Origin of the sequence: Thermus brevis (genome assembly GCF_026427635.1) — a bacterium.
Classification (GTDB): Bacteria; Deinococcota; Deinococci; order Deinococcales; family Thermaceae; genus Thermus; species Thermus antranikianii.
In genome coordinates this window covers 1641603-1664937 of sequence record NZ_CP102606.1, presented here as the reverse complement: position 1 = coordinate 1664937, position 23335 = coordinate 1641603, and the positions used below count along the sequence as shown (strand labels likewise).

The 23335-nt window shown below is 63.0% G+C and carries 19 protein-coding genes and 1 riboswitch; of the genes, 5 read left to right on the top strand and 14 right to left on the bottom strand.

Annotated elements, in window-relative coordinates:
* Nucleotides 1-52: 52 nt before the first annotated feature.
* The 13 genes from KQ693_RS09055 to KQ693_RS08995 form a co-directional block, all read right to left on the bottom strand.
* Nucleotides 53-1270: an MFS transporter gene (locus KQ693_RS09055; RefSeq protein WP_267261008.1), complete on the bottom strand. Its 1218-nt coding sequence runs from the start codon at nt 1268-1270 to the stop codon at nt 53-55.
* A complete protein-coding gene (locus tag KQ693_RS09050) occupies nt 1258-2526 on the bottom strand; it encodes a TRAP transporter large permease (RefSeq protein ID WP_135255925.1) in 1269 nt (422 codons plus the stop codon). The genes KQ693_RS09055 and KQ693_RS09050 overlap by 13 nt, the downstream gene beginning before the upstream one ends.
* Nucleotides 2527-2530: 4 nt before the next feature.
* Nucleotides 2531-2989, bottom strand: a complete 459-nt coding sequence (locus KQ693_RS09045; protein ID WP_135255924.1) for a TRAP transporter small permease — start codon at nt 2987-2989, stop codon at nt 2531-2533.
* Nucleotides 2989-4035, bottom strand: a complete 1047-nt coding sequence (locus KQ693_RS09040) for a DctP family TRAP transporter solute-binding subunit (protein ID WP_267261007.1) — start codon at nt 4033-4035, stop codon at nt 2989-2991. The genes KQ693_RS09045 and KQ693_RS09040 overlap by 1 nt, the downstream gene beginning before the upstream one ends.
* Nucleotide 4036: 1 nt before the next feature.
* On the bottom strand, nt 4037-4279 hold the full coding sequence (locus tag KQ693_RS09035; protein WP_028494456.1) for a lipoyl domain-containing protein: 243 nt from the start codon (nt 4277-4279) through the stop codon (nt 4037-4039).
* Nucleotides 4270-5250 (bottom strand): alpha-ketoacid dehydrogenase subunit beta, encoded by a 981-nt coding sequence (locus tag KQ693_RS09030; RefSeq protein ID WP_267261006.1) that lies wholly within the window; start codon nt 5248-5250, stop codon nt 4270-4272. Before KQ693_RS09030 ends, KQ693_RS09035 begins: the two co-directional genes overlap by 10 nt.
* Nucleotides 5247-6218, bottom strand: a complete 972-nt coding sequence (locus KQ693_RS09025) for a thiamine pyrophosphate-dependent dehydrogenase E1 component subunit alpha (RefSeq protein ID WP_267261005.1) — start codon at nt 6216-6218, stop codon at nt 5247-5249. Before KQ693_RS09025 ends, KQ693_RS09030 begins: the two co-directional genes overlap by 4 nt.
* Nucleotides 6205-7041, bottom strand: a complete 837-nt coding sequence (locus KQ693_RS09020) for a TrmB family transcriptional regulator (protein WP_267261004.1) — start codon at nt 7039-7041, stop codon at nt 6205-6207. The genes KQ693_RS09025 and KQ693_RS09020 overlap by 14 nt, the downstream gene beginning before the upstream one ends.
* Before the next feature lie 925 nt (nt 7042-7966).
* Nucleotides 7967-9637, bottom strand: coding sequence for a ribonucleoside-diphosphate reductase subunit alpha (locus KQ693_RS09015; protein ID WP_267261003.1), 1671 nt, complete (start codon nt 9635-9637; stop codon nt 7967-7969).
* 9 nt (nt 9638-9646) lie between these two features.
* Nucleotides 9647-10618, bottom strand: a complete 972-nt coding sequence (locus tag KQ693_RS09010; RefSeq protein WP_267261002.1) for a ribonucleotide-diphosphate reductase subunit beta — start codon at nt 10616-10618, stop codon at nt 9647-9649.
* The gene (metE, locus tag KQ693_RS09005; RefSeq protein WP_267261001.1) at nt 10602-12803 is read right to left on the bottom strand and encodes a 5-methyltetrahydropteroyltriglutamate--homocysteine S-methyltransferase; all 2202 of its coding nucleotides are present in this window, start codon (nt 12801-12803) and stop codon (nt 10602-10604) included. The genes KQ693_RS09010 and metE overlap by 17 nt, the downstream gene beginning before the upstream one ends.
* Nucleotides 12800-13165 (bottom strand): acyl-CoA thioesterase, encoded by a 366-nt coding sequence (locus KQ693_RS09000; protein ID WP_167481970.1) that lies wholly within the window; start codon nt 13163-13165, stop codon nt 12800-12802. The genes metE and KQ693_RS09000 overlap by 4 nt, the downstream gene beginning before the upstream one ends.
* A 212-nt stretch (nt 13166-13377) precedes the next feature.
* Nucleotides 13378-13508, bottom strand: a riboswitch (cobalamin riboswitch).
* 121 nt (nt 13509-13629) lie between these two features.
* On the bottom strand, nt 13630-14676 hold the full coding sequence (locus KQ693_RS08995) for a glycoside hydrolase family 130 protein (RefSeq protein WP_267261000.1): 1047 nt from the start codon (nt 14674-14676) through the stop codon (nt 13630-13632).
* A 73-nt stretch (nt 14677-14749) separates the two neighbouring features.
* Here KQ693_RS08995 and KQ693_RS08990 point away from each other — a divergent pair, with 73 nt between their 5' ends.
* From KQ693_RS08990 to KQ693_RS08970, 5 genes are all read left to right on the top strand, one after another.
* A complete protein-coding gene (locus KQ693_RS08990; protein ID WP_135255913.1) occupies nt 14750-15727 on the top strand; it encodes a LacI family DNA-binding transcriptional regulator in 978 nt (325 codons plus the stop codon).
* Nucleotides 15728-15795: 68 nt separating this feature from the next.
* Entirely contained in the window at nt 15796-17028 is a 1233-nt protein-coding gene (locus tag KQ693_RS08985; protein WP_135255912.1) for an extracellular solute-binding protein, read from the top strand.
* A gap of 44 nt (nt 17029-17072) precedes the next feature.
* Nucleotides 17073-18176, top strand: coding sequence for a carbohydrate ABC transporter permease (locus KQ693_RS08980; protein WP_219759711.1), 1104 nt, complete (start codon nt 17073-17075; stop codon nt 18174-18176).
* On the top strand, nt 18176-19528 hold the full coding sequence (locus KQ693_RS08975) for a carbohydrate ABC transporter permease (protein WP_135255911.1): 1353 nt from the start codon (nt 18176-18178) through the stop codon (nt 19526-19528). Before KQ693_RS08980 ends, KQ693_RS08975 begins: the two co-directional genes overlap by 1 nt.
* Nucleotides 19529-19530: 2 nt before the next feature.
* On the top strand, nt 19531-21312 hold the full coding sequence (locus tag KQ693_RS08970; RefSeq protein ID WP_267260999.1) for a glycogen debranching N-terminal domain-containing protein: 1782 nt from the start codon (nt 19531-19533) through the stop codon (nt 21310-21312).
* A gap of 69 nt (nt 21313-21381) precedes the next feature.
* Here KQ693_RS08970 and KQ693_RS08965 read toward each other — a convergent pair whose 3' ends face one another.
* Nucleotides 21382-22971 carry a gamma-glutamyltransferase family protein gene (locus KQ693_RS08965; RefSeq protein WP_267260998.1) on the bottom strand — a complete coding sequence of 530 codons (1590 nt, stop codon included), beginning with the start codon at nt 22969-22971 and terminating at the stop codon, nt 21382-21384.
* Nucleotides 22972-23335: the final 364 nt, after the last annotated feature.

Sequence of the window (23335 nt, the reverse complement as noted above, 5' to 3'; positions counted from 1 at the left end):
CCCCTAGGTTCGTGTGGAAACCCTAGCCCACCAAGAAAAGGATGGGTGGGGGTTAGGGCCCGCTCCCCTTCCCAAGGGCTTCCCGGTGAATCCGCGTGGCGCCCACCAGGGCGAGGCCTTGAAGCAAGGCCAGCCCCAGAAGCGGGAGGGGGTACCCCACCCGCTCCACGGCCAGGCCAAAGGAGGTCTGAATGGCAAAAATGCCCAAAACCCCCGTGACGTTGACCAGGGCCATGGCACGGCCAGCGGAATCCGCAGCCAGGGAGGCCGTTTGCGCAAGGACCATGGCGTTGAAACCACCCCCCAGGCCCACCAGGGCGTAGGCCAGGGGCAAGGGAGCGCCCAACGCCCAAAGCACCAGGCCCAGGCCGAATAGAGCCACCCCTATTCCCAGGGAGCGCCCAGTACCCAGTGTGCCAGCCAGCACCCCGGCCAGCACCCCTCCGCCAATGGAGGCGGCGTTTAGGACCAGAAGCCACCGACCTACCCAGGGACCCTCGAGGCCCATCTCGTAGGCATAGGCTCCGGCCCACAGGCTCTGCACGGCAAAAAAGCCGCCGATGTAGGCGAAGGCCACCAGGCCCATGGAGGCCACAACCCTGTTTCCCCGCAAGCTGCCCGCACCTCTCCCCAAGGAACCCTCCCCTTGGAAAGCGCGGGAAGCCGTACCCGACGGGCCGCCTCGAGGGCCCCTCCCCAAGCGGTCCTCTCCTGCCAACGGGTCCCGCGGGGCTACCCCCAGGCCCAGAAGGGCCAGGGCCATGGCCAGTAGGGCCAGCAGCAAAAAGGCTCCCCGCCAGCCCAGGTTCTCGCCGGCGTAGGCCAACGGGCTCGTGGCCAGCAACCCACCCAGGCCCCCCAGGGCCACGGTAAACCCGCTCATGGCCCCCATGCGCTGGGGGCTGTGGAGCTGGTACGCCCGGATGGCCCCCACCAGGGCCAGGGCCACACCGGCCCCCATCAGGCCCCGCCCCACCAGCAACAGGGTGAAGCCCCTTCCCAGGGCAAAAAGGAGGGAACCAAGGCCTGCAACAAGGAGAAGGGGGAAAAGCACCCGGCGCGGGCCGTACCGGTCCAGGAGGCCTCCTAGGGGGAGCTGGCCCAGGGCGAAGGCCAGGTAGAAGGAAGCGGTCAGGCCTCCCAGGGCCGCCGGGGAGAGCCCAAGGTCCCGGGCCAGGGGATCCGCCAGCACGGCGTTGGCGGAGCGCAACAGGTAGGAGAGGGCGTAGCCCAGGGCGTAGGGCAAGAGCCTCGCGCCTAGCTGCCCCACAGCACCCGCCGCAAGAAGGGCCAGTAGGCCAGAAGGAGGAGGCCCACCGCCGAGGCCAGGACGAAAGGCCAGATCTCCCGCCAGATCTTCTCGATGGGCAGTCCGCTAATCCGGGCGCTCACGAAGAGGTTCACCGCCACCGGTGGGGTGATCTGCCCGATGGCCATGTTCACGGTCATGACGATGCCCATCCACACCGGATCCCAACCCATGTGGAGCATGACCGGAAGCAGGATGGGCAGGGTCAGGTAGTAGATGCTCACGGCATCCAAAAGCATCCCCAGCACCAGCCAGAAGAGGTTGAGGACGAGCATCAGGGCCAGGGGATTCCCGGCCCACTCCAGAAGGACCTGGGAAGCCCTTCCCACCAGGCCCACGGTGTCCGCAGCCCAGGCGAAGATCCCCGCCCAGGCCACGATGGCCATGACCACGGCGCTGGATACTCCTGCCTCCACCAGGAGAGGAACGAGATGGGCGGGGCGCAGGGTCCGGTAGACGAAGAAGCCCACAAATAGCCCCCAAAACACCCCCACGGCGGCCGCCTCCGTGGGGGTGAAGACCCCACCGTAGATGCCCCCCAGGATGACCAGTGGGGTCAGGAGCCCGGGCACCGCCTCGAGGAAGAGGCGGAACCGGGGCACCTCCACCTTCACCGCTTCTCCCCAGCCCCGGGCCCGGACCACCAGGACCGCAGCCAGACCCAGGAGCCCCCCTATGAGGATTCCCGGAAGGATCCCCGCCCAAAACTGCTGGGCCACCGAGGTGCTGGCCAGGGTGGCGTAGACGATCAGGGCGATGGAAGGAGGGATGATGATGGAGAGCTCCGCCGAGGCGGCCACCAAGCCAGCGGCGAACCCCGGGGCATACCCTTGGCGCACCATCATGGGGATGAGAATCCCACCCAAAGCGGCCACGGTGGCGGGGCCCGAACCGGACACGGCACCCCAGAACATCCCGGCCAGAACCGTGGTTATCGCCGCCCCCGCCCGCCATCCCCCCATGAGGGCCAGCAGAAGGCGCACGATCCTCTCGGCGATGCCGGCCCGGTCCATCACCGCTCCAGCCAGGATGAAGAAGGGGATGGCCAGCAGGGGAAACTTGGCAATGCCCGCCTGGAAGTTGAAGGAAACCACCTGAAGCCCAAGCCCCCCGGCAGCAATCACGCAAACGGCGCTGGCCCCCAGGGCAGCGGCCACGGGGACGCGCAAGAGGAGAAGGGCAAGAAAGAGCCCTATGAGGAGGATCCCGAGCCCCATCCGCCTACCCCCGAAGGCTCCGCCACACCCCCTCTAAGGCGCGAAAGGCCACCCAGAGGGCCAGGAAGGGGGTGGGCAGGGTGTAGACCGCATTGGGCAGGCCCAGGGAGGGGGAGGTGGTCCTGAGGAGGAGGTCGTCCTGGGCCTGCCTCCAGGCCAAAAGGGCCAAGAGCAGGAAGAGGAGCGCAAACACGGCAAAGCCCAGGGCGACGAAACCCCGGCGCCAGGGCGCAGGGAGAACCTCCGTGAGGGCCACAAAGCGGATGTGGGCACCCTCCTGGCCCTCCCGCAAACCGATGGCCACGCCCAGCAGGGTGGCCCAGACAAAGGCGTTCACCAGGAGTTCCTCCGTGAAGGCCAGGGGATAGCGCAGGAAGTAGCGGGTAAGCACGTTGGCGAAGGCCAAGGTGGCCATGCCGCCCAGGAGCAGGGCCAAGAGGGTTTCCTCTACCTTGCGCAGCATCACTTGGCCCGCTTCTTATCCGCCTCCGCCTGGACGATCAGGGTCCCCCCAATCTCCCCCATCCACCGCTGGACCACGCCCGACACCCGCTCCCGGAAGCGGCCGATCTCCAGGGGCGTCAGGACCGTGACCTGCACGCCCTGGGACCGGAGATAGGCCAGCGGATCGGTGATCTCCACCTTCACCCCCAGGGAGGAAAGGTAGCGGAGGGCGGTGCCGTCGTCCATTCCCGCGCGGGCCAGGGCCTTCTGGTAACGGGCCGCCTCGAGGGCAGCCTCCTGGATGGCCTTCTGCACATCGCTGGGGAAGGTGCGCCAGGTCTGGGCGCTGGCGGCGAAGATCAGGGGATCGATCACGTAGTTCCACACCGTGAGGTAGCGCTGCCCAAGCTCCCAGAGCTTGTAGGGAATGATCACCCCCACGATGGGGTTCTCCTGGCCCTCGATGACCCCTTGCTGCAGGGCGGTCAGCACCTCCGCCCAGCTCATGGAGGTGGGGTTAGCCCCAAGGGCACGGAAGGTATCGATGAAGATGGGGGCCCCCACCACCCGGATCTTCAGCCCCTGGAGGTCCTCCGGGGTGCGGACGGGCCGCTTGGAATTGGTGAGCTGCCGGTATCCGTTCTCCCCCCAGGCAAGGGGCTCGGCGCCAAGCTGCCGGAGCCTTTGGAAGATGGCCTTGCCCGCCTGGCCCTCCTCCACCGCGTCCAGCTCCTTGTAGCTGGGGAAGAAGAAGGGCAGGTTGAAGAGGTTCAGCTCCTTCACCTGGGGCGACCAGTTGATGGTGGAGCCGATGGCGAAATCCGCCACGCCGGTGCGCAGAAGCTGGAACTCGTTGGTCTGCTGTCCGGCAAAGAGCTGGCCCGAGAAGTAGACCTTGATGTTGACCCGGCCCCCCGTCTTTTCCTTGACCAGATCGGCGAACCTCTGGGCCCCCATGCCCCAGGCGGTGTTGGGAGCCACCACCACGGAGAGCTTGTACTCGCTCTTGAACTGGGCGAAAGCAAGTCCCAAGAGCACCAGGATGCCGGTCAGGATCCTCTTCATCTCACACCTCCTCGTAGTACCCCAGAATTGCGCCCACGGGGTAGGTTCTGCCTACCTCCGCCAAGGCCTCCCTCAAGACGCCATCCGCCTCCGCCTCCACCTCCACCAGGGCCTTGTCGCTTTCCACCTGAAAGAGGGGTTCCCCACGGCGAAACCGCTCACCCACCTCCTTGAGGAAACCCTGGAAGGTTCCCTCCTGCATGGTGAGGCCGAGCTGGGGCATCAGGATGGGTTTTAGCGCCACTCCAACACCTCCTTTGCCGCTTTGAGGATGTCCTCCACCTGGGGAAGAACCCGGCGCTCCAACGGAGGGCTGAAGGGAATGGGCACATGGGCTGCCCCCACCCGCCCCACGGGGGCCTTGAGCTTTCCCCAAAGCCTTTCCTCCAAGGTGGCGGCGATCTCGGCACCCGGACCCAGGAAGCGCCACCCCTCATGGGCCACCACCGCCCTGCCCGTCCTTTCCACGGAGGCCAGCAGGGTATCCCAGTCCAGGGGATAGAGGGTCTTAAGGTCCACCACCTCCGCTTGCACGCCCTCCCCGGCCAGGAGTTCGGCAGCCTCCAGGGCCTTGTGCAGGGTCAGGGAGTAGCTGATGAGGGTGAGGTCCCTCCCCGGGCGGACCACCTCCGCCCGGCCCAAGGGGACCAGGTACTCCTCCTCGGGGACGGGTCCTTTTCGCGGATAAAGGGCCTTGTGCTCAAGATAGAGCACGGGGTCCTCAGACCGAATGGCGCTTTTTAATAGGCCCTTGGCATCCTTGGGGGTAGCGGGGGCCACCACCTGGAAGCCCGGCAGATGGAGGAAAAGGGCCTCGAGGCTCTTGGAATGATGGGCCCCAGCGGAACGGATGGCCCCATCCGGGGCACGGATCACCAGGGGAACCCGGAGCTTGCCCCCGGACATGTAGCGGATGCTGGCCGCCTGGTTGGCCAGCTCATCCATGGCCAGGAGGAGGAAGTCTGCGAAGTGGATGTCCAAGACGGGCCGGGCACCCACCAGCGCCGCCCCCAGGGCCGCCCCCACCAGGGTGGGCTCGCTGATCGGGGTATCCCGAACCCTTTCCAGGCCGAACCGCTCCGGCAACCCCTTGAACTGCCCGAAAATGCCCCCCTGCTTGGCGATGTCTTCCCCCATGAGAAAGACCCGGGGATCCCGGGCCATCTCCTCCTCCATGGCCTCCCGGGTGGCCTCGGCAAAGGTGATTTCCCTCATCCCTCCCCCCACGGGTAGTCGCTCACCGGCTCGGCGAATAGGTCTGTCAGGGCTTCCTCCGGATCTGGCCATGAGCTGCGCTCCGCAAAGGCGACCGCCTCTTCCAGAAGCTCCTCCTCTTCCCTTTCCAGGTCCTCCAGTTCTTTCTGGGCAACGCCTGAGGCCAGGAGCTTACCCCGGGCGATGGCCAAGGGGTCCCTTCTTCGGGCTTCCTCCACCTCCTGGCGGCTCCGGTACCGCTCGGGATCGCCCACATAATGCCCCTTGAAGCGATAGGTATGCACCTCCAGGAAGGCTGGCCCCCGGCCCATGCGAATGCCGGAGAGGAGTTCGGCCGTAGCCCCATAGACCTCCTCCACGTCGGTACCATCCGCTTCCAGATACGGCACCCCGTAGGCGGCGACCAAGGAGGGAACACGGAAGGCATGGCTCTCCGCAAATTCGGTGGTGGAAGCATACCGGTTGTTTTCCAGAACAAAGAGCACGGGAAGCTTCCACAGGGCCGCCAGGTTCAGTCCCTCGTGGAGCACCCCGCGGCCCAAGGCCCCATCCCCGAAGAAGCAGAAGACCACCCCCTCCCGCCCCAAAACCCGGAGCCCCAGCCCGGCACCCACGGCGATGGGGATACCGCCAGCCACGATGCCGTTGGCCCCCAGCATCCCGCGGTCAGCGTCAAAGAGGTGCATGCTCCCCCCCTTTCCCCGGCAGATCCCCGTCTTACGGCCGAAGAGCTCCGCCATCATGGCCCTCGGTTCGACCCCCACCGCCAGGGCGTGGCCGTGGCCCCGGTGCGTGCTGGTGAGGTAGTCCCCCGGACGGTAGTGGGCCAAGACTCCAGCCGCCACGGCTTCCTGCCCGATGTAGAGGTGGACGAAGCCAGGGATCTTTCCCGCAAGAAAGAGTCGCTCCACCCGCTCCTCGAAGCGGCGGATCCGGTACATGAGCCGGTAGAGGTCAAGGAGCCCCATGGACCTCCTCCCCTGTCACCATTTGCCTGAGATCCTCCCGGCCCGTCCACAGGGCGGTGAGCTTGTCCACGCCGTACGCAAGGGTCATCTCCGCCAGCACCACGTCGTGGCGCACGTACTCCTCCGCCACCAGGACCAGTGCCGGGTCCCTGGTCCGCACCGCCCAGCTCTCCCCTTCCCCAACCAGGTTTCCCACCACCACTTCCTCGTGATCCCGCACCACGACAAAAAGCCGAGCCCGAAGCCTTCCCTCCACCACCCTGGGATCAACGAAGTGGTGGTAGTAGATCTTCCCCAGTTCGGGATCAGCCCGGTTTCCGAAAAGGACAAGGCGGATCCGCACACCACGCCTTCGTGCCTCCAACAGGGCATCCTGAAGAATGTCCAGCTGTTCCTGCCACAGGGAAAGGGTGAGGGCCCGGTAAGCCTGTTCCACCAGGGTCTGGGCCTCGGCCACGGTTCTTTCAGGGCCTCGCACGCGCCAGATGGCCTCGGCGGGACGCTCCGGCCCTATGCGGCTCAGGCTCTCCCTGGCGCGGGCTATCTTCCGCACCAGATCCCTTTCATACCGGGAGAGAAGCTCTTCAGGAGGAACGGCTCCGTAAAAAACCCCTTCCTTATCCTCTGTCCGGTACGCAGCTCCTCGGGCCACCAGGCGCTCCAGGGCCTGGTAGACCATCGAGCGGGGTACCCCACTTTCCTTTGCAACTTCGTACCCTTTCTGCCGCCCGCCCCGAAGGAGGGCAAGATAAGCCTTGGCTTCATACTGGCTGAAGCCTAGGGCTTGCAAATCCGCAATGGCAGGGGTAGCCGTGTCGGTCATGGGCGTAGTTAGTTTCCTAACCTCGTTTTGCCCAGTGTATCCTGCCGCACCATGCATGTCAAGATCGGCTGGCGTGCCTGCCATATCGGCCAGTAGACGTCGATAGAGACGAAAGGGGAATAACAACCTGAGGGCGTGAGCGATCGACATCGCCGCCGAAGGGCCGCGATGGGTTTCGCCTCCTGCACTCGAGAATTCACCGGCGCATACGCTCCGCCAGCTCCTCGCATCGGGAAAGAGAGGGTTCGCGTCCACCGGCCACCCGAAAACGGTCAATACCGGGATGGGATCACCGACCGTCTACCTTTCCCTTTCCCCCGGCAACGTCGAATTCGGCGAGTAAGGCCCGGGCCCAGTATCGGGTATAAAGGGGGGCGCTCCCGGTCATGCAAAGGTTCCTAAGTATGGGCTTGGGTAAAACGGCGTGACGACGTTCAAAAACTTACCGCGAGGTGACGATGGTCCACCTTGCTCCCTATGCCAAAAACCGTCCGCCACCCTAAGCGACCTCATAGTGCCACTTAGTGGTTCCCGAAGCTTAGTTGGGCTTGCACCTCCATACTCTCTACCCCCTCTTCCATCTTCCATGTGAGGCTCTACAAGCCTCCGCTTTGGCACTTCCTTCTGGGGTTAAGCCCACCCCACCCTCGGCTCAAAGCCTCCCTCTGGCCCATACCCGAGGGGTGTGGGCTAGGAAGGCTCGCTTGCCCTTCTCGAGAGGAGCCATGGGGACTCCATTCGCGAAAGATTTTTCACGAACACAGAGCCGGGGTCTAACCCGAGCATCCCCTTTCCCGCCCCCCTTGCCCCCCAGCCACCCCATGACAAGGCCTAACTAAGGAAGATCCTTGCCTGAGCCCCCAGCCTGGTCCTTCCAAAGTGGGGGTGGTATAACCCCCTTGCGTGGTGGCTGCCAAGGGTGCTCTTAACTTTCGCAAGCCCGGCAGGAAAGCAGCAGGTCCCGGCTGTAAGCTTGGGCCGCACTGGCGCTGAACTGGTAGTAAAGGGCCTTGAGCCCGCCCCTCCAGGCGTGCAGATATAGCTCGTTCACGTCCTTGGGTGGAGCCTCGGGGTGGATGACCAGGTTGAGGGACTGACCCTGGTCGATGTACTTCTGTCGGGCGATGGCCAGGTTGACCAGGGTCTTTTGGGAAATCTCGGAAAAGGTCTTGAACACATCCTTTTCCTCACCGGAAAGGAAGTCTAGGTGCTGCACGGAGCCGTTATGCTCCAGGATGCTCCGCCACACTTTTTCCTCGTTCTTTCCCTTTGCTTGGAGAAGCTCCTCCAAAAAGGGATTCTTGAAGGCGATTCGGGCCTTTTGCAGGTCCTTGAGGTAGTAGTTGCTGGTGTAGGGCTCGATGGAGGGGGAAACCTGCCCCAGGATGAAGGAGCTGCTCTTGGTGGGGGCGATGGCCAGGAGGGTGGCGTTCCGCCTTTCCATTAGGTCGGCCAGTTCGTCCTCCGGATGGCGCTTCCTAAGCCAGCGGCTCGCCTCCTCCGCCTTTTCCCGGATGGTCTTGAAGATGAGGTTGTTAAGGAAAAGGGCCTCCGCACTCTCCAGGGGAATCCCCTTGGACTGGAGGTAGCTGTGCCAGCCCAAAACCCCGATCCCGATGGCCCGGTACCGCTTGGCGAAGCGCACCGCCCGCTCCATGTAGGGGATGTCCTCCGCCTTCTCAATGAAGTCGTCCAGCACGGAGTCCAGGAAGATGGTGAGGGTTTCCACGGCGTCCGTGTCCTTCCACTCGTCGAAGTGGAGGAGGTTTAGGGAGGAGAGGCAGCACACGAAGCTTTCCTCGGGGCTCGAGGGGAGCATGATCTCGGTGCAGAGGTTGCTGGCATGAATCGTCTTCCCCAGCTTCTTGAAGACCTCCGGGGCCTGGCAGTTGGCGTTGTCCCAGAAGAAGATGTAGGGGATCCCCACCTCGGCGCGGCTTTTGAGTACCTTAGCCCACCTTTCCCGTTTCTCCCTGTCCCCGGCGATGGCCTCCTCCAGCCAGGCATCCCCCACGGAAACCCCCCAGAAGAGGGACTGGATCTCCCCTCCTTCCCGCTGGATCTTGAGCCACTCCTCGAGGTCCGGGTGCTCGATAGGGAGGTAGGCGGCGCACTGCCCCCGCCGGGTGGAACCCTGGTTGAACACCTCGATCACCCGGTCGAAGAGGGAGGCGAAGGCGTAGGAACCATTGCTTTCCCCGTTGTCCCGGATGGGGGCTCCCCTGGGGCGAAGGGCCCCCAGGTAAACCGAGGTGCCCCCACCCTGTTTGCTCATCATGCCGATCTCCGCCACCGCCCTCAGGATGGAGGCGGTGTCGTCTTCCACGTAGGTGCCGTAGCAGGAGATGGGGAGACCCCGCTTGAGGCCGTAGTTGGCCCAGATGGGGGTGGCGAGGGAGTACCAGCCCCGGGCCACGTACTCCTGGAACTTGCGGGAGAAGCCCTCGATGCGGGTCAGGGCCTCTGCCCGGTCGGCGATTTCCTTCACCCTCTCCTCCACCGTCACCCCAGGGAGAAGGTAGCCCCGGCTCATGTAGAGCCTCGTCCACTCGTTGGCCCAGTACCAGGGCCGGTATTCCCGCTTGGTCTTGGTCATCCTTCCCTCCTAGAAAAGGCTTTCCGGGTCGTAGCTCTGCACCCTGCGGGCGTAGGCCACGCTCCTCTTGTTGAAGAAGTCCACTTCCTTGTCCGCCAAAAGCTCCAGGTCAAACCACTCCGTATCCCTTAGGCACTCCTTCCGCACGGGGAAGGGCGCGGGCAGGCCGTGGAGGGCAAGAACCTGGTTGTACCGCCACTTAAGGAACTCCAGGACCTCCTCTCCCCTCACCGCCTCGGTGTCCCCCCGGGCGAAGATCCACTCCAAAAGGGCCTCCTCCGTGCGAAAGAAGGCCTCTACCCTATCCAGGGCCTCCTTGGTAAAGGAGGGCCCGAAGAGGTCCGGCCGCTCTTCCCTAAGGATCCTGAGGAGCTCTACCCCAAAGAGGCCGTGCAGGTTTTCCTCCTTACTGGTGGCCTCGATGGCGTTGGAGATCCCCTTGAAGCGCCCAAGGCGCTTGTTCAGGGCCATAAGCACGTAGAACTGGGAGAAAAGGGAGGCGTGTTCGGTGAAGGCGGAAAAGAGAAGGAGGGCGAGGGCGTGTCCCCTCAGGTCGCCTCGGAAGGCGGACCCCAGGACCTCGGTTAAGTGGCGGTGCCGTTCCCTTAAGGCGGTCTCCTCCTCCAAGGCCTGGGCAAAGCGGTCCTCGAGGGCCAGGAGATCCAAAAGGTGGGCGTAGGCATTGGCGTGACGCACCTCGCTCTCGGCGAAGGTCATGCCCACCTCGGCCACCTCCGGCTTGGGGAAGACCTCGTAGGTTCGGGCCCAGTAGAGCTTCACGGAAAGCTCCACCTGGGAGATGGCAAGAAGGGAGCGCTCCACCAACGAGCGCACCTCAGGACCCGCCAGGGCGTAGTCCTGGACGTCTGCCGCATAGCTGAACTCCGTGTGGAGCCAGTAGCTGTGCCGGATGGCGTCCCGGTAGGCTAAAAGCCTCGGATACTCGTAGGGACGGTAGTGGGGCCTAGGATCCGTGAGCATGGCTCCCTCCAAAGGCCTTCCGAAGCCTCTTGGCTGCCTCCACCATGTTCTTGAGGTTGGCCAGGGCCTCCTCGGGCTTCCGGGTCTTAAGGCCACAGTCCGGGTTCACCCATAGCCTTTCCGCAGGCAGGTACCGGAGGTAGGCTTGAAGGCGGGTAAGGATTTCCTCCGTCGGAACCTCCAGGGGGGAGTGGACGTCAAAGGCTCCGGGGCCCAGGCCTAGGGAAAGCCCTGTGAGGGTTTGGAGAAAGCTGGGGTCTTGCCTTGCTCCCTCAAGGCTTGCCACATCCGGGTCCATGACCTCCAGGAAGGGGCGCAAGGCGGCGTAATCGGAGTGGCAGAGGTGGAGGTGCACCTGGACCTCCGGCGGAAGCTCCCCCACTACCCGCAGGAAGGCCTCCCCCACCAGGGCCAAATACCCAGGGCGCTCCTTTGCCTTCAAAGGGAGCTTCTCCAGAAGCGCCGGCTCGTCCACCTGCACCACCCGGATTCCGTGGGAAGCCACTTCCTTTACCTCCTCCCGCAGGGCCTCCGCCAGGGCGATTACCGCTTCTTTGAACTCCACCCCCTGGGGTAGGTAGCTCCAGGCAGCCAGGGTGATGGGTCCCGTAAGGATGGCCTTTACTGGCTTAGGGGTGAGGCTTTGGGCGAACAGGGTTTCCCTAAGGACCAAAGGCTCCCTCCGGCGGGGCGGGGCGAAGAGGATGGGTGGGCGCCAGACGCGGCTCCCGTAGGAGAGGACGAAACCCTTCTGGGTGGGATAGAAGCCCTCTAAACGCTCCGCGAAAAACTCCACCATATCGCTGCGCTCGGGCTCTCCGTGGACCAAAACGTCCAGGCCCAGTTGCTCTTGGAGGCGGATGTTTGCCCGGATGGCTTCCTGGATGTGCAGCCAGTAAGCCGTCTGGTCAAGAGCCCTGGAGCGCAATCTTTTCCGGAAGTCGCGAAGCCCCTTGGTTTGGGGGAAGCTTCCTATGGTGGTGGTGGGGAAAGGGGGAAGGGCCAGGTTCTGCTGGGCTTTGGAGCGCTCTTCCCTGGGTGGCCTCGAGGCCGGCACTGGGGAGGGGCGGAAGTCCCAAGGCGGGGGTGGGGTGTACCAGGCCCGGGCTTGTGCGAAGGCAGTTTCCTCCTCAGGCGAGGGCGGCGATTCCTGGGAGGTGGTCCACGTTAAGAGGATGGCCTTCAGCAGGGCAAGCTCCTTAAGCCGCTCTCGGGCAAAGGCCAACCGGCCTGCCAAGGCTCCGGGCAAAGGTTCCGCTACTTCCCACGGCAGGTGGTACAAGGGTGCTTTGGGAGCCACCCACACCTCCTGCCCGGTCTCTGCCAGAGGCGATAGAACCTTCCCAAGGGCAAGGAGGTTGGTGCGCCACACCCCAAGACCCTCCACCACCTCCACCACCAGGGCTGTGCCCTTGGGTACTTGGGGTAAGGAGATCCCTGGGGCCAGGATTACCCCCAAACCGCGAAGGGGAAGGGTGGCCAGGGCCTCAACCACCCTTGGAGCGGGGGGTAGGTAGTAGGGCAGGAGGACCAAGGAAACCTCCTGCGCTAAGGTACCGTAGAAGGCCAGAAGGTGGGGGAGGTTCTCCTCTGCCCCATCCAACCCCAAGGCGGGTTCTTGGAGGAGCACGGTTCTTCCCCTAACCGGCTGGACCAGCTCCACGTAAGCTTCCGTCAGGGCTTCCAGGTGTACTCCCAGGTGATCCGGGGGGTTTTGCGCCATGCGCAGAAGGGTGTAGGGTCCGAGCAGGGTCGGGAGCCCCTCCTTCAAAGCCTGGTTCCGGCCTACGGGATAGGGTAGGCCCCAGCCCGGCTGGGGGGTATACCGGGGCCTTTCTGGCAAGCGTGGAACCAAGTAGTGGTAGTTGGTGCCGAACCACTTTCGGAGGGGCAGAGCTTCCTTGCCCCGGGCCAGGGCGTAGTAGCCCTCCAGGTCCCCGGGATCCAGGGGGTAAAGGCCCAAGGCCACCGCCAGGTCCAGCATGGGGTCATAAAGGCTCAGCTCGCCCGCCGGGTAAAGGTCCACCTGTTCCCGGTAGGTGGCGAGCCTTAGGGCCTCGAGAGCCTCCAGGCCCTCGAGAAAATCCTCCCGCGATATGGAACCTGACCAGAAGCCCTCCAGAAGCCTTTTGTATTCCCGGTTAGGACCGAGCCGTGGAAGACCGTAAGCTAGCGTACGGATCATTCCTTCCCCTCCAGAGGTGGCACGGGAACAGGACGCCCCTCCCCATCCACCGCCACCAGCACGAACCCGCCCTTAGCCGCCAGATAGGCTTCCTTACCTGGCTCAATGGGTTCCACCCACATCTCCACCTCTACCCGCATGGAGGTGCGGCCCACCTCTACCACCCGGGCCACCAGCTCCACAATGGAGCCCAGGGGTACGGGGCGCTTGAAGTCCACCGCATCCGAGTGCACCGTCACCACCTTGCGCCTGGCGTGGCGGGTTGCAGCCACGAAGGCTGCCTGGTCCATCCAGGCCATGGCGGTGCCGCCAAAAAGGGTCCCGTAATGGTTGGTTTCCCCAGGGAAAACTGGGTAGACCATGCGCGTTTCCCTCACCACGGACCTCCAAGGGCCGTCTTTGGGCCCGCAAGAGCTAAACCATCCCTGCTGCCTGCCCAAGGGGAATAACCCCATGCTGGGCAAGAACTTGCCTAAGGTCGCCTGGCCCAAGGTCCCTTGGGCCACCGGGTTTTGGGGGGTTAGGAGTCTAAGGTCCCACAGGCATCACCACCTTCACCCTTGCCTCGAGGGCTACGGGGTAAGGCCGCGAAGCGGGTACTCGGGCTTCCGGACAGAGCCGGTTACCGTTGCGGGACAGCGCCGGACTTTCACCGGACTTCCCCCACCGCCTGCAGGCGTCCAGGCCTGTCGGCCTGGCATCGCAGCCGGGACACCCCAAGTGTTGGGTGTCCTACCCAGGAGGCTACAACTTGTTGGGGAAAGCCGTCAATACCCTGCGCTGGTTTTCCCGGTTGCTCGATCCCAGACTTTTGTGGTACGGTCCATTACAGGGGCTTGAGCCGCCCGAGCACCTCCTGCCAAGGGGCGGTGAAAACGCCCACGGCGTAGTCCCCCACCCCTCCCACGAAAACCAATTCGTCCTCGTGCAGGAAGAGGCCGTTGCCGTACAAGGTAAATGGCCGGTTCCCGTACGTTTCCACAAGACCCTGAGGGGCCAAAAGGTAGGAGGACAGAGCGAGAAGTTCACCGTCGCCGGAAAGCAATGCGAAACCATGACGATAGGACAAGTCCCGGCGGAGGATGCCGTGATAGGCCACCAAATAGGTTCCATCCCCCAAGGGGTAGGCATTGGTGGACCACCCCACCTTAAACTCAAAGGACTCTGGGGCCAGGATAGGTTCCAACTGGTCGATGGAGAGGTTGTTCCAATCCAGCCGCCCCCGCCAACCCAGGTCTGGAACTCCGGCAAGGCTGGGCCTTAGAAGAACGGCATTCCCCTGGAGTAACGTGGCCCCCTTAGCTGGCAGAAGGAGGCCCTTTCCTTCCGGGCCTATTCGCACCAATCCTTTGCGCCGGAGCTTGAGGTCCGGATCGAACTCGGCCAGGGCCAAGGCTGGGAAAAAGACATCCTTGTGGTCGGTGAGGCGGGCTTCACCCACCTTGCCCACGCCGGTATAGAAGAGGAGGAAGCCTGCGCCACAGGTGTGGGCCCGGGGATCCTCGCATCCCCTCGAGGCCTCCCAGACTTCAGTCGGGTAAAGGACGATCTCCACCGGCAAAGGGTCAGGCAGCTGACCGGTGAGCAGGTCTTCCAGGGGAAGGGCCACGTACCCCACGCTGGAGGCGTAGCTGTAGTAATCGAAGATCAGACGTACAAAAAGGTGTACTACTCCGTCCCTGTACACTACCCCGGGGTTAAATACCGCCAGGGGTTTTCCCCTCAAGTGGTTCACCACCTCCACCCGTTCCGGGGAAAGGTAAAAGCGCCGGGCAAACACGTCCTCCGTTTTCTCAACCCGGAAGCCTTGCCTTTGGGCCAAGAACGTTTCCGCCTTGGCCCTCAAGGTTTCCTCCAGCTCGGATATTCCCATGTCCCTATCCTAGCGGGGCAACCTTGGCTTGACGCGGGCCGGGCCCTGGGTTAAGCTGTAGAAAACGTTTACGATGGAAACCAAAAAGAAGCTGACGATAAAAGAGATCGCTAGGTTCGCAAACGTTTCCGTAGGTACCGTAAGCCGAGTCCTCAACGGCCGGCCTGGGGTTAGCCCGGAAACCCGGGCCCGGGTGTTAGAGGTGGTTCGTACCCAGGGTTTCGTTCCCAATGCCGCTGCCAGGGAACTGGTGGGGCAATCCACGGCCGTTGGCCTCCTTCTGGCCCCAGGAGTGCGGCGCTATACACCCTACTTTACCCTCCTGCTGGAAGCCCTCTCCGAGGAGGTGTGGCGCCTGGGTTTGCGGGTGACGGAGGTTGCCACGGATGCCCGCGGCCTACCTTTAGAGAAGACTAGGGCGTACCTCTTACTGGGTGCTCATGACCACGACCCCCGCATCGAGACCCTGCGGAGGAACAACGTACCCTTTGTGCTCATCGGCTGTTATCCCGGAACCTTCTGGGTAGCCCCAGACGATGAGGAGGGGGGCTATAAGGCCACCCGACACCTGTTAGAACTGGGTCACCGGGACATTGCTCTTCTCACGGGGCACTTACATCACCAGGCGGGAAGGGAGCGGCTTCTTGGGTATAAGAGGGCCCTTCTGGAAGCGGGGCTAACTTGGCGCCCGGAGCTGGTTCTGGACGGCAACTTTGATGCCCTCCATGCCTACCGGGTGGTGAGGCGGGCATGGGAAGGGGGCTTGCGCTTCTCGGCTCTTTTTGCCGCCTCCGACGAAATGGCCTTGGGGGCCTGGGCTGCTTTGGAGGATCTGGGCCTTCATGTTCCTGCTGACGTGAGCCTGGTGGGGTACGACGACCTCCCCGAGGTAGGGGAAAGGCTCACCACCATCCACCAGGACATCCCTACCATCGCCCGCGAAGCGGTAAGGCTTCTCCGGGAAGCCCTACAGAGAAAGAGCCCATATGGGAAGCGGGTGCCTGTTCATCTGGTTCCCAGGGGTTCTACGGCGCGAAGGGAGGTGGAATAGGGAAAGGATCTCTCACCCGATCGGCTTCAGGCTATAGGCTTTAGGCAGACTGGTGAAGGAGGAGGAGTATGCTAAGAATTCTGGTTGTCTTTTTAGCCATGCTCGGGCTGGTCTTGGCCCAGACCCAGGTGCGCATCTCTGGCTGGGGCGGTACAGACATCGCTATTGTCAACGGTCTTCTCAAGGAAGTGGTCCAGCCTAAGCTGGACCGGGAAGGGATACGTGTTATCTACCAACCCATCGAAGGCGACTATACGCAGTGGCTTTTCAATGCCCTCTCCGCTGGCACGGCTCCCGACCTCTTCTATGTGGACATCTTCTGGGCGGAAAGCCTTTTTGCCACGGGAAGGGTAGAGCCCCTGGACGCTTACTTTAGTAAACAGGAAGTGGGCGAGTTCCTCCCCAACTTGGTCCAGGCCTTCACGTACCGGGGAAAGCTCTACGGAATCCCCAAGGACTTCAACACCCTGGCCTTGGTCTTCAACAAGGACCTCTTCGACGAGGCCAAGGTCCCCTACCCGAACCAGCAGGATACCTGGGAAACCTTTGAAGCCAAAATCCGTCAGGTGCAGTCGCAGTTGAAGGATGTGGCAGGGATATGCTTGGTGGCGGACTTCGCTCGCTTTGGAGCCTTTGCCTTTGCCACCGGTTGGAAGCCCTTTGACGAGAAAGGACACTCCGTCCTGGACCAGAACTTCCGGCGTGCCTTCGAGTGGTACACCGGCCTCATCCGGCGAGGTGCCGCAAAGTTTGCCCAGGACCTGGGTGAAGGCTGGACCGGGGGATGCTTCGGTAGCGAGAAGGCTGCCACGGCCCTCGAGGGAGCTTGGATCGCAGGATTCCTAAGGGACAAAGCCCCCAACCTGAGGTACGGCACCACCTTCCTGCCCCTGGATCCCGTCACCCGGAAGCGCGGAAACTTCATCTTCACTGTTTCCTGGAGCCTTAACGCGGCCAGCGCCAACAAGGCCGCGGCGGTTAAGGTTTTAAAGGCTCTCACCTCCCCTGAGGCCCAGCAGTGGGTGCTGGAACGTGGTCTCGCCATCCCCAGCCGCCGAGCCTTGGCCAACAATCCCTACTTCCAACGCCCCACCAAGGAGTCGGAACTGAACCGGGTGGTCTTCCAGGGTTCTACTGCGCAAGGAGGGAATGTTTACCCCTTCAGCTTCCGGGGGTTCGGCGGTGACTGGATGAGGCCCATCAACGAGGCGATCCAGGCGGTGATCAGCGGGCAAAAGAGCGTGGATCAAGCCATAAGGGACGCCCAGACCGCATTGGATCGCCTTACGGGCAGAAGGTGATCGTCAAGGGGGGCGGCTTAGCCGCCCCCCTTAAGGGAACCCCTATGCGTTTCAAGGCGCGGACCCTCGAGGGCTTTTACGCCCTTCTCCTCATTTTCCCTTTTGTTTTTACGTTGACGGTCTTCTTCCTCTACGCCTTTCTACGCACTTTATTTTTTAGCTTCTCCGACTACGACCTATTCAACCCACCCCAGTGGGTGGGCCTGAGGAACTATCTACGCCTATTTCAAGATCCCCTTTTCCTGACTGCCCTAAAGCATACCCTGGCTTACAGCGTAATCGTCACCAGCCTTCAAACGGCCCTGGCCCTTCTTCTGGCCGTATCCCTGAATCGACCTTTGAGAGGTGTTACTTTTTTCCGAACCGTTTATTACCTTCCTTCTGTGGTGTCCACCGCTGCAGCAAGTCTTCTCCTCCTTTGGCTATTCCAGCGGACCGGCGTGGTGAACCAGGGGCTGTCCCTGATGCTCAGCTACCTGCCCCACCTCCTAATCGGGGCGGGGCTCTTCGTCCTTTTGCAGGGCCTGCGGGTGTTCTGGCGAAGGCAACAGGGTTTCCCCACCCCCTTCTGGGACCCAGGTCTGGCCCTAGCTTCCCTTGCCTTGGCCCTCCTCGGGATGTACGCCCTGGGGCACTTGGGTTGGCCTCCTACTCGGGAGGTCCAGGTGGACATTCCCTGGTTTACCAGCCGGGCCACCCTCTTAGGTCTCCCCTACCCCCTCTGGGCCATCATTCTCATGAACACCTACACCACCATCCCTACCTTCATGGTCATCTTCCTAGCTGGGCTGAAAGGCATCCCCAGAACCCTTTACGAAGCGGCTGCCCTGGACGGTGCCACTTCTTGGACGATGTTCTGGCGTATCACCTTGCCCCTTCTGAGACCAGTTCTCTTTTTGGTCATCACCCTGGGCCTCATCGGCACCCTGCAGCTCTTTGACCAGGTGCTCTTCGTAGGGGGTGCAGGGGGTGCACCCTTGGAGAGTACCATCACCCTGGCCTACTACGTGTACGGAAACGTCTTCCCCGCCGGGGCCTCGCCCCGGGTAGGCCTGGCCTCGGCTGCCGCCTTGGTCCTGGCGGTGCTTACCCTGGCCATCGTACTTCTTCAACGACGCTTTGGTGTGGGAGAAAGGGGGTGGTCCTAATGGCCCCCTTGCGCATATGGACCAGGCTGGCGTGGGTTTACGGGCTACTGCTGGCCTTTGGAGTATTCTTCATCGGTCCCTTCGTTATGGGCTTCCTGGCCAGCCTCAAGGCTAATCCCCTGGAGTGGCCCTTTACCCTGCGTTTTGCTCAGGTGAATCCTAAAAACTGGACGGCGGCCTGGCAACTCGGTTGGGAGGGCGCAGGAAACCCATGGTTGGGCGGCATGGCCCCGGGCAGGTCGCTCGTGTTCGATGTGGCCTACTTCAGCCCTGGAGGGCAGGAGCCCGAGGTCCTGGCGGTGATTCCTCGCAGAAGGCCGGGAGCCGGCATGGGAGCGGTGTTTGAGACTCCCTATGCTACCGACTATGTGCACCTCGAGGGACCCGAGCTGGTGGAGGTTAGGGCGGCTACCTTGGGGGATCAGGAGGGCACTGTTTTTCGCTATCGGCTGCGCCTGGTTTACCCGGGGAAAGGTCCCTTTCTGGAGCGGGTGCCTCTAGACCTTGAAACGCCTCGCGGAGTGGTCCTGGTGGGCGCAACCCTGGATCCCACCCGGCTGGAGCGGCGGGGACGGGTGGCCAGTTGGGATAACGTTGCTCCTGGGCTTCTGGGCTATGTCTTTCACAACTACGTGCGGGCCTTCCGGGAAACCCGGAGTCTGGAAACAGGAGAAAGCCTCTTCCTCCGCTGGACGTTGAATTCCTTCCTCCTTGCCTCGGTGAAGGTTCTGACCACCTTGGTGTTCGCCTCGATGGCGGGCTACGCCCTGGCCAGGCTGCGATTTCCCGGCAAGCAGGCTCTCTTTTTGTTCATGCTCTTTTCCATGATGGTGCCGGCACAGGTGACCTTTATTTCCAACTACCTGGTCCTGCGGGACGGGATATTCGGCCTTTCTAAGGTTTTTGGCGTGGATACCCTCCTCAACACCTATACCGGTTTGGTCCTATCCGGATTGGTGGGTGCGGGAGCTGTCTTTATCATGAGGCAGTTCTTCGAGTCCATCCCTCGGGAGGTAGAAGAAGCAGCCCTTATTGATGGGGCCACTCCGGTGCAGATCCTGTTCCGCATTGTGTTGCCCATGTCCACTCCCGCTCTGGGAGCTCTGGCGATCCTGACCTTCCAGGGAGCTTGGAACGAGTTCTTCTGGCCTTTTGTGGTCCTCACCAGCCCCCGGGACATCTACACGTTGCCCTTAGGTCTTCTTTCCTTTCGCAACGCCTACGGTCAAGTGGGAGACTGGGGGCTGATCCTGGCAGGGGGGTTCTTCTCCATGATCCCGGTCCTGGTGCTTTTCATGTTCTTCCAGCGCTATTTTGTGGAAGGGCCCAGCCTGGGTGCCCTAAGGGAGTAGCCATGGTGCCTCTTAAGGAGGACGACACCTACCTGGTTTTGAACGAGAGGGGTTTTGCTGAAGAGGAGGCGGAGGGATTCTACCGGCACGACACCCGCTTCCTTTCCCGTTACCGGCTTCTATTGCCGCGAGGTCTAGTGCTCTTGGAAAGCCGCTCCCCAAGACCCGATCACCTGGTTCAGGACTGGGCCCGCTTTCGTGGCGCAGAAGGGGAGCTCTACCTGCGCCGCCTCCTCCGGGTTCACCGGGGGAAGGTGGAGGAGCGGTTAAGCTTCCTAAACCTTTCCCCTGAGCCTGAGGAAGTGCGGGTGGAGGTGCAGGCCCAAGGTGAGTTCTCCGACCTCTTTCAAGCCCGGGGATGGCATCCCAAGGTGGAAAACGGGGTGGGTTTTCTCTACCGAGCCGCAGATGGAGTGGAGCAGCGGGTGGTGTTTGTTCCTGAGGCACCGGAGGGGGGTTTTCGTCTCTACCTACCCCCCAAGGGAGTTGGGGAGGTGGGTTGGGAGGTACGGTTGGAAAGTCCCCTCGAGGCTCCGGGTTCCTTACCTGGGTACGAGGAGTTCCTCGAGGCCTTTCCTCAAGGAGAGGGTTCTTGGGAAGGAGCTTTGCGCCAGGCCCTCTTGGACCTCAGAGCCCTCCTCCTTTCCACCCCCCAGGGGCCTGTGCCTGCTGCCGGAATTCCCTGGTTTGTAGCCCCCTTCGGTCGGGACAGCCTCATCACTGCCTTTATGATCCTTCCCTGGGGAAAGAGAGTGGCCCAGGGGGTTCTCCGCTACCTGGCCGCAAGGCAGGGGGCAGTTTTTGACCCCTGGCGGGAGGAGGAGCCAGGAAAGATCCTGCACGAGGTGCGGGTTGGAGAGCTTTCTCGCACTCACCGGGTGCCTTTTTTCCGGTACTACGGCACGGTGGACGCTACACCCCTCTTCCTCATCCTTCTGGGCCGGTACCTGGATTTGGTAGGAGACCTGGCCCTGATTCAGGAGCTTCGGCCACAGTGGGAGGCTGCCCTAGCCTGGCTGGATCAGGCGGATCTGGATGGGGATGGGCTTTTGGAGTTTCAGCCAAGCGGCACGGGCCTGGCCGTCCAGGCCTGGAAAGATTCCCACGATTCCATGAGCCACCGGGACGGCCGCTTGGCCGAGCCTCCCTTGGCGGTGAGTGAGGTGCAGGGATACGCCTACGCTGCCTACCTGGAAGGAGCAAAGCTCTACCAGGTTCTAGGGGAAAAGGATAGAGCCAAGAGTTTACTGGAGCACGCAGGAAGGCTCTTCCGCCTCATCCAGGAAAAGTTTTGGCTTCCCGAGCTTTCCACCTACGCCCTGGCCTTAGACCGCTATAAAGAGCCCCTTAAGGTCAAGGCTTCCAACGCTGGCCATCTCCTCTGGGCCGGAGCTGTTCCTAGGGAGGTCCTGCCCGAACTGCTGGAAACGTTGTTTTCCGAGGAATTATGGTCAGGTTGGGGGATACGTACCTTGGGTGCCCGGGAGGTGCGTTATAACCCCCTTTCCTACCACAACGGTTCAGTATGGCCCCATGACACGGCGCTTTTGGCGGGGGGATTGTTTCGATATGGTTTCCAGGAAGAGGGCCAGAGGGTGGCCAATGCGCTCTTGGACCTGGCCCTCTCCCAACCCGACATGCGCCTGCCCGAACTGGTAGGGGGTTTTCCCAGAGAGGGAGGCTTGCCTCCGGTTCCTTATCCCGTGGCTTGCAGGCCCCAGGCATGGGATGCGGCGGCGGTGGTGTACCTCTACGCCCTAGAGAAAGGGTGGCGTGAGTGGTAAGGGGCTTGCACACGGAAATTTGTGTATGTATTCACGATTAAAACTGCTCGTGCCCCTTTTCTCCCCAAATCACCACACCAAAGCCAACCCCTCCGCCCGGGGATCCGAGCCCGCCACCAGCACCTCTCCCTGCCGCAGGATCACCTGGCCCCGGCCAAAGTATCCGGGCTCCATTCCGTATTCCACCCGGTGGCCAAGGTCTCGCAGGAGCAAGGCCGTGGCCTGGAGGATTCCCGGCTCCAGCACCACCCGGTCCTCCCCTCCCCTACCCGGCACCACTTGCCACCGTGGCCGGTCCAGCGCCGCCTGGGGGTTCAGGTCAAAGTTCGTCAGGCCCACCACCACCTGCAGGTGTCCCTGAGGTTGCATATAGCCTCCCATCACCCCAAAGGGGCCCAAGGCCTTGCCCTCCCGGGTGAGAAATCCCGGGATGATGGTGTGGTAGGGCCGTTTACCCGGTCCCACCCGGTTGGGGTGGCCCTCTTCCAGGGAAAAGCCTAGGCCCCGGTTTTGCAGGGCGATCCCCGTCCCGGGAACCAGGATCCCCGAGCCGAAGCCCTGGTAGTTGGACTGGATGAGGGAGACCATGAGTTCCCCGTCCGCCGCCGCCAGGTAGACGGTTCCCCCGGGTCTCACCCCGGGCAGGGCCTGGGGCAGGGCTCGTTCCCCGATGAGGTTTCGGCGGGAGGCCACGTATTCGGGGGAGAGCAGGGCCTGGGGAGGCTTCTCCAGGTAGCGGGGGTCGGCCACGTACTGGAAGGCGTCCGCCAGGGCCAGGCGCATGGCCTCGATCTGTAAGTGGTAGCTGAAGGGGTCTTCCGGTCGGAGTTCGAAGCCCTCCAGGATGGCCAGGGCCAGCAGGGTGGCGATTCCCTGTCCGTTGGGGGGAAGTTCGTGGACCGTGAGGCCCCGGTACTCCAGGGAGAGGGGTTTCACCCATTCCGCCTCGTGGGTCTTGAGGTCTTCCAGGGTAAGGAGGCCTCCCGTGGCCTCGCTGAACCCCGCCATGGCCCCCGCCAGGTTTCCCCGGTAGAAGCTCTCCCCGTAGGTTTCAGCGATCTCCCTTAGGGTCTTGGCGTGGCCCGGGCTTCGCCACACCTCCCCGGCCCGGGGGGCTCTTCCCTGGGGGAAGAAGGCCTCCTGGAAGGGCTGGAATTCCGGGCCCTTCAGGGGAAGGTAGATCCCCTCCGCCCTGCGCCAGGCCCGGGCCGTCTCCGGTCCCACCGGGAAGCCCTCCTCCGCGTAGCGGATGGCGGGGGCAAGGACCTCGGGGAATGGGAGCCTGCCGAAGCGTTCGTGCAAAGCGCGCCACCCCGAGACCGCTCCGGGCACCGTCACCGGGAGCCAGCCCCTTTCCGGCATTCCCCCCTCGGGAATCCGCTCGGGGGTCAGGCTTAAGGGGCTTTTTCCGGAAGCGTTCAGCCCGTGGAGCGTGCCGTCCCATACCATGGCAAACAGGTCGCCCCCGATCCCGTTGCTGGTGGGCTCCACCACCGTGAGGGTGGCCGCCATGGCGATGGCCGCATCCACTGCGTTTCCCCCTTTGAGCAGCATCTCCATCCCCGCCAACGCCGCCAGGGGTTGGCTGGTGGCCACCGCACCCCGGCGGCCAAGAACCACGTGCCGGCGGGAAGGGTAGGGGTAGTAGGTGAGGTCCATCACCGTGCACCCCCTCTACTGCCGCGGGTGGACCCAACCCGTATGGGCGCATCCGCCACCCCATCCACCTTGGGGTCCATAGCCGCTCCCCAAAGCCTGCAAGTCAACTCCTGAAACTGATAGTGTTTCCTAAGCAACCGCCCTATCATGTATCGCCTCCTCGTGGCCAGCTGAAGGTCTTGACCCATGAGCGGGGTGGCAAAGAAAGCTATCCAGCCCACGACCTCCTCCATCGGATTGGGGTTCCAAGGGCAGGGCCTGACGGCCCATTGCCCCCCATACGCTCCAACCAGGTGGCCCCCATCCCGCCCTCCTCTTGAAGGACCCGAGGGGTCCTTGTGGCCAGCAGGGCGCCGCCCCCAGA

What these genes read in the sequence shown, in the direction of transcription:
- KQ693_RS09050 (WP_135255925.1), bottom strand. Translation starts at nt 2,526, where the DNA reads ATGGGGCTCGGGATCCTCCTCATAGGGCTCTTTCTTGCCCTTCTCCTC.
- KQ693_RS08970 (WP_267260999.1), top strand. Translation starts at nt 19,531, where the DNA reads ATGGTGCCTCTTAAGGAGGACGACACCTACCTGGTTTTGAACGAGAGG.
- KQ693_RS08975 (WP_135255911.1), top strand. Translation starts at nt 18,176, where the DNA reads ATGGCCCCCTTGCGCATATGGACCAGGCTGGCGTGGGTTTACGGGCTA.
- KQ693_RS08995 (WP_267261000.1), bottom strand. Translation starts at nt 14,676, where the DNA reads ATGGGAATATCCGAGCTGGAGGAAACCTTGAGGGCCAAGGCGGAAACG.
- KQ693_RS09030 (WP_267261006.1), bottom strand. Translation starts at nt 5,250, where the DNA reads ATGAGGGAAATCACCTTTGCCGAGGCCACCCGGGAGGCCATGGAGGAG.
- KQ693_RS08980 (WP_219759711.1), top strand. Translation starts at nt 17,073, where the DNA reads ATGCGTTTCAAGGCGCGGACCCTCGAGGGCTTTTACGCCCTTCTCCTC.
- KQ693_RS08990 (WP_135255913.1), top strand. Translation starts at nt 14,750, where the DNA reads ATGGAAACCAAAAAGAAGCTGACGATAAAAGAGATCGCTAGGTTCGCA.
- KQ693_RS08965 (WP_267260998.1), bottom strand. Translation starts at nt 22,971, where the DNA reads ATGGACCTCACCTACTACCCCTACCCTTCCCGCCGGCACGTGGTTCTT.
- KQ693_RS08985 (WP_135255912.1), top strand. Translation starts at nt 15,796, where the DNA reads ATGCTAAGAATTCTGGTTGTCTTTTTAGCCATGCTCGGGCTGGTCTTG.
- KQ693_RS09025 (WP_267261005.1), bottom strand. Translation starts at nt 6,218, where the DNA reads ATGGGGCTCCTTGACCTCTACCGGCTCATGTACCGGATCCGCCGCTTC.
- metE (WP_267261001.1), bottom strand. Translation starts at nt 12,803, where the DNA reads ATGATCCGTACGCTAGCTTACGGTCTTCCACGGCTCGGTCCTAACCGG.
- KQ693_RS09020 (WP_267261004.1), bottom strand. Translation starts at nt 7,041, where the DNA reads ATGACCGACACGGCTACCCCTGCCATTGCGGATTTGCAAGCCCTAGGC.
- KQ693_RS09010 (WP_267261002.1), bottom strand. Translation starts at nt 10,618, where the DNA reads ATGCTCACGGATCCTAGGCCCCACTACCGTCCCTACGAGTATCCGAGG.
- KQ693_RS09045 (WP_135255924.1), bottom strand. Translation starts at nt 2,989, where the DNA reads ATGCTGCGCAAGGTAGAGGAAACCCTCTTGGCCCTGCTCCTGGGCGGC.
- KQ693_RS09000 (WP_167481970.1), bottom strand. Translation starts at nt 13,165, where the DNA reads ATGGTCTACCCAGTTTTCCCTGGGGAAACCAACCATTACGGGACCCTT.
- KQ693_RS09015 (WP_267261003.1), bottom strand. Translation starts at nt 9,637, where the DNA reads ATGACCAAGACCAAGCGGGAATACCGGCCCTGGTACTGGGCCAACGAG.
- KQ693_RS09040 (WP_267261007.1), bottom strand. Translation starts at nt 4,035, where the DNA reads ATGAAGAGGATCCTGACCGGCATCCTGGTGCTCTTGGGACTTGCTTTC.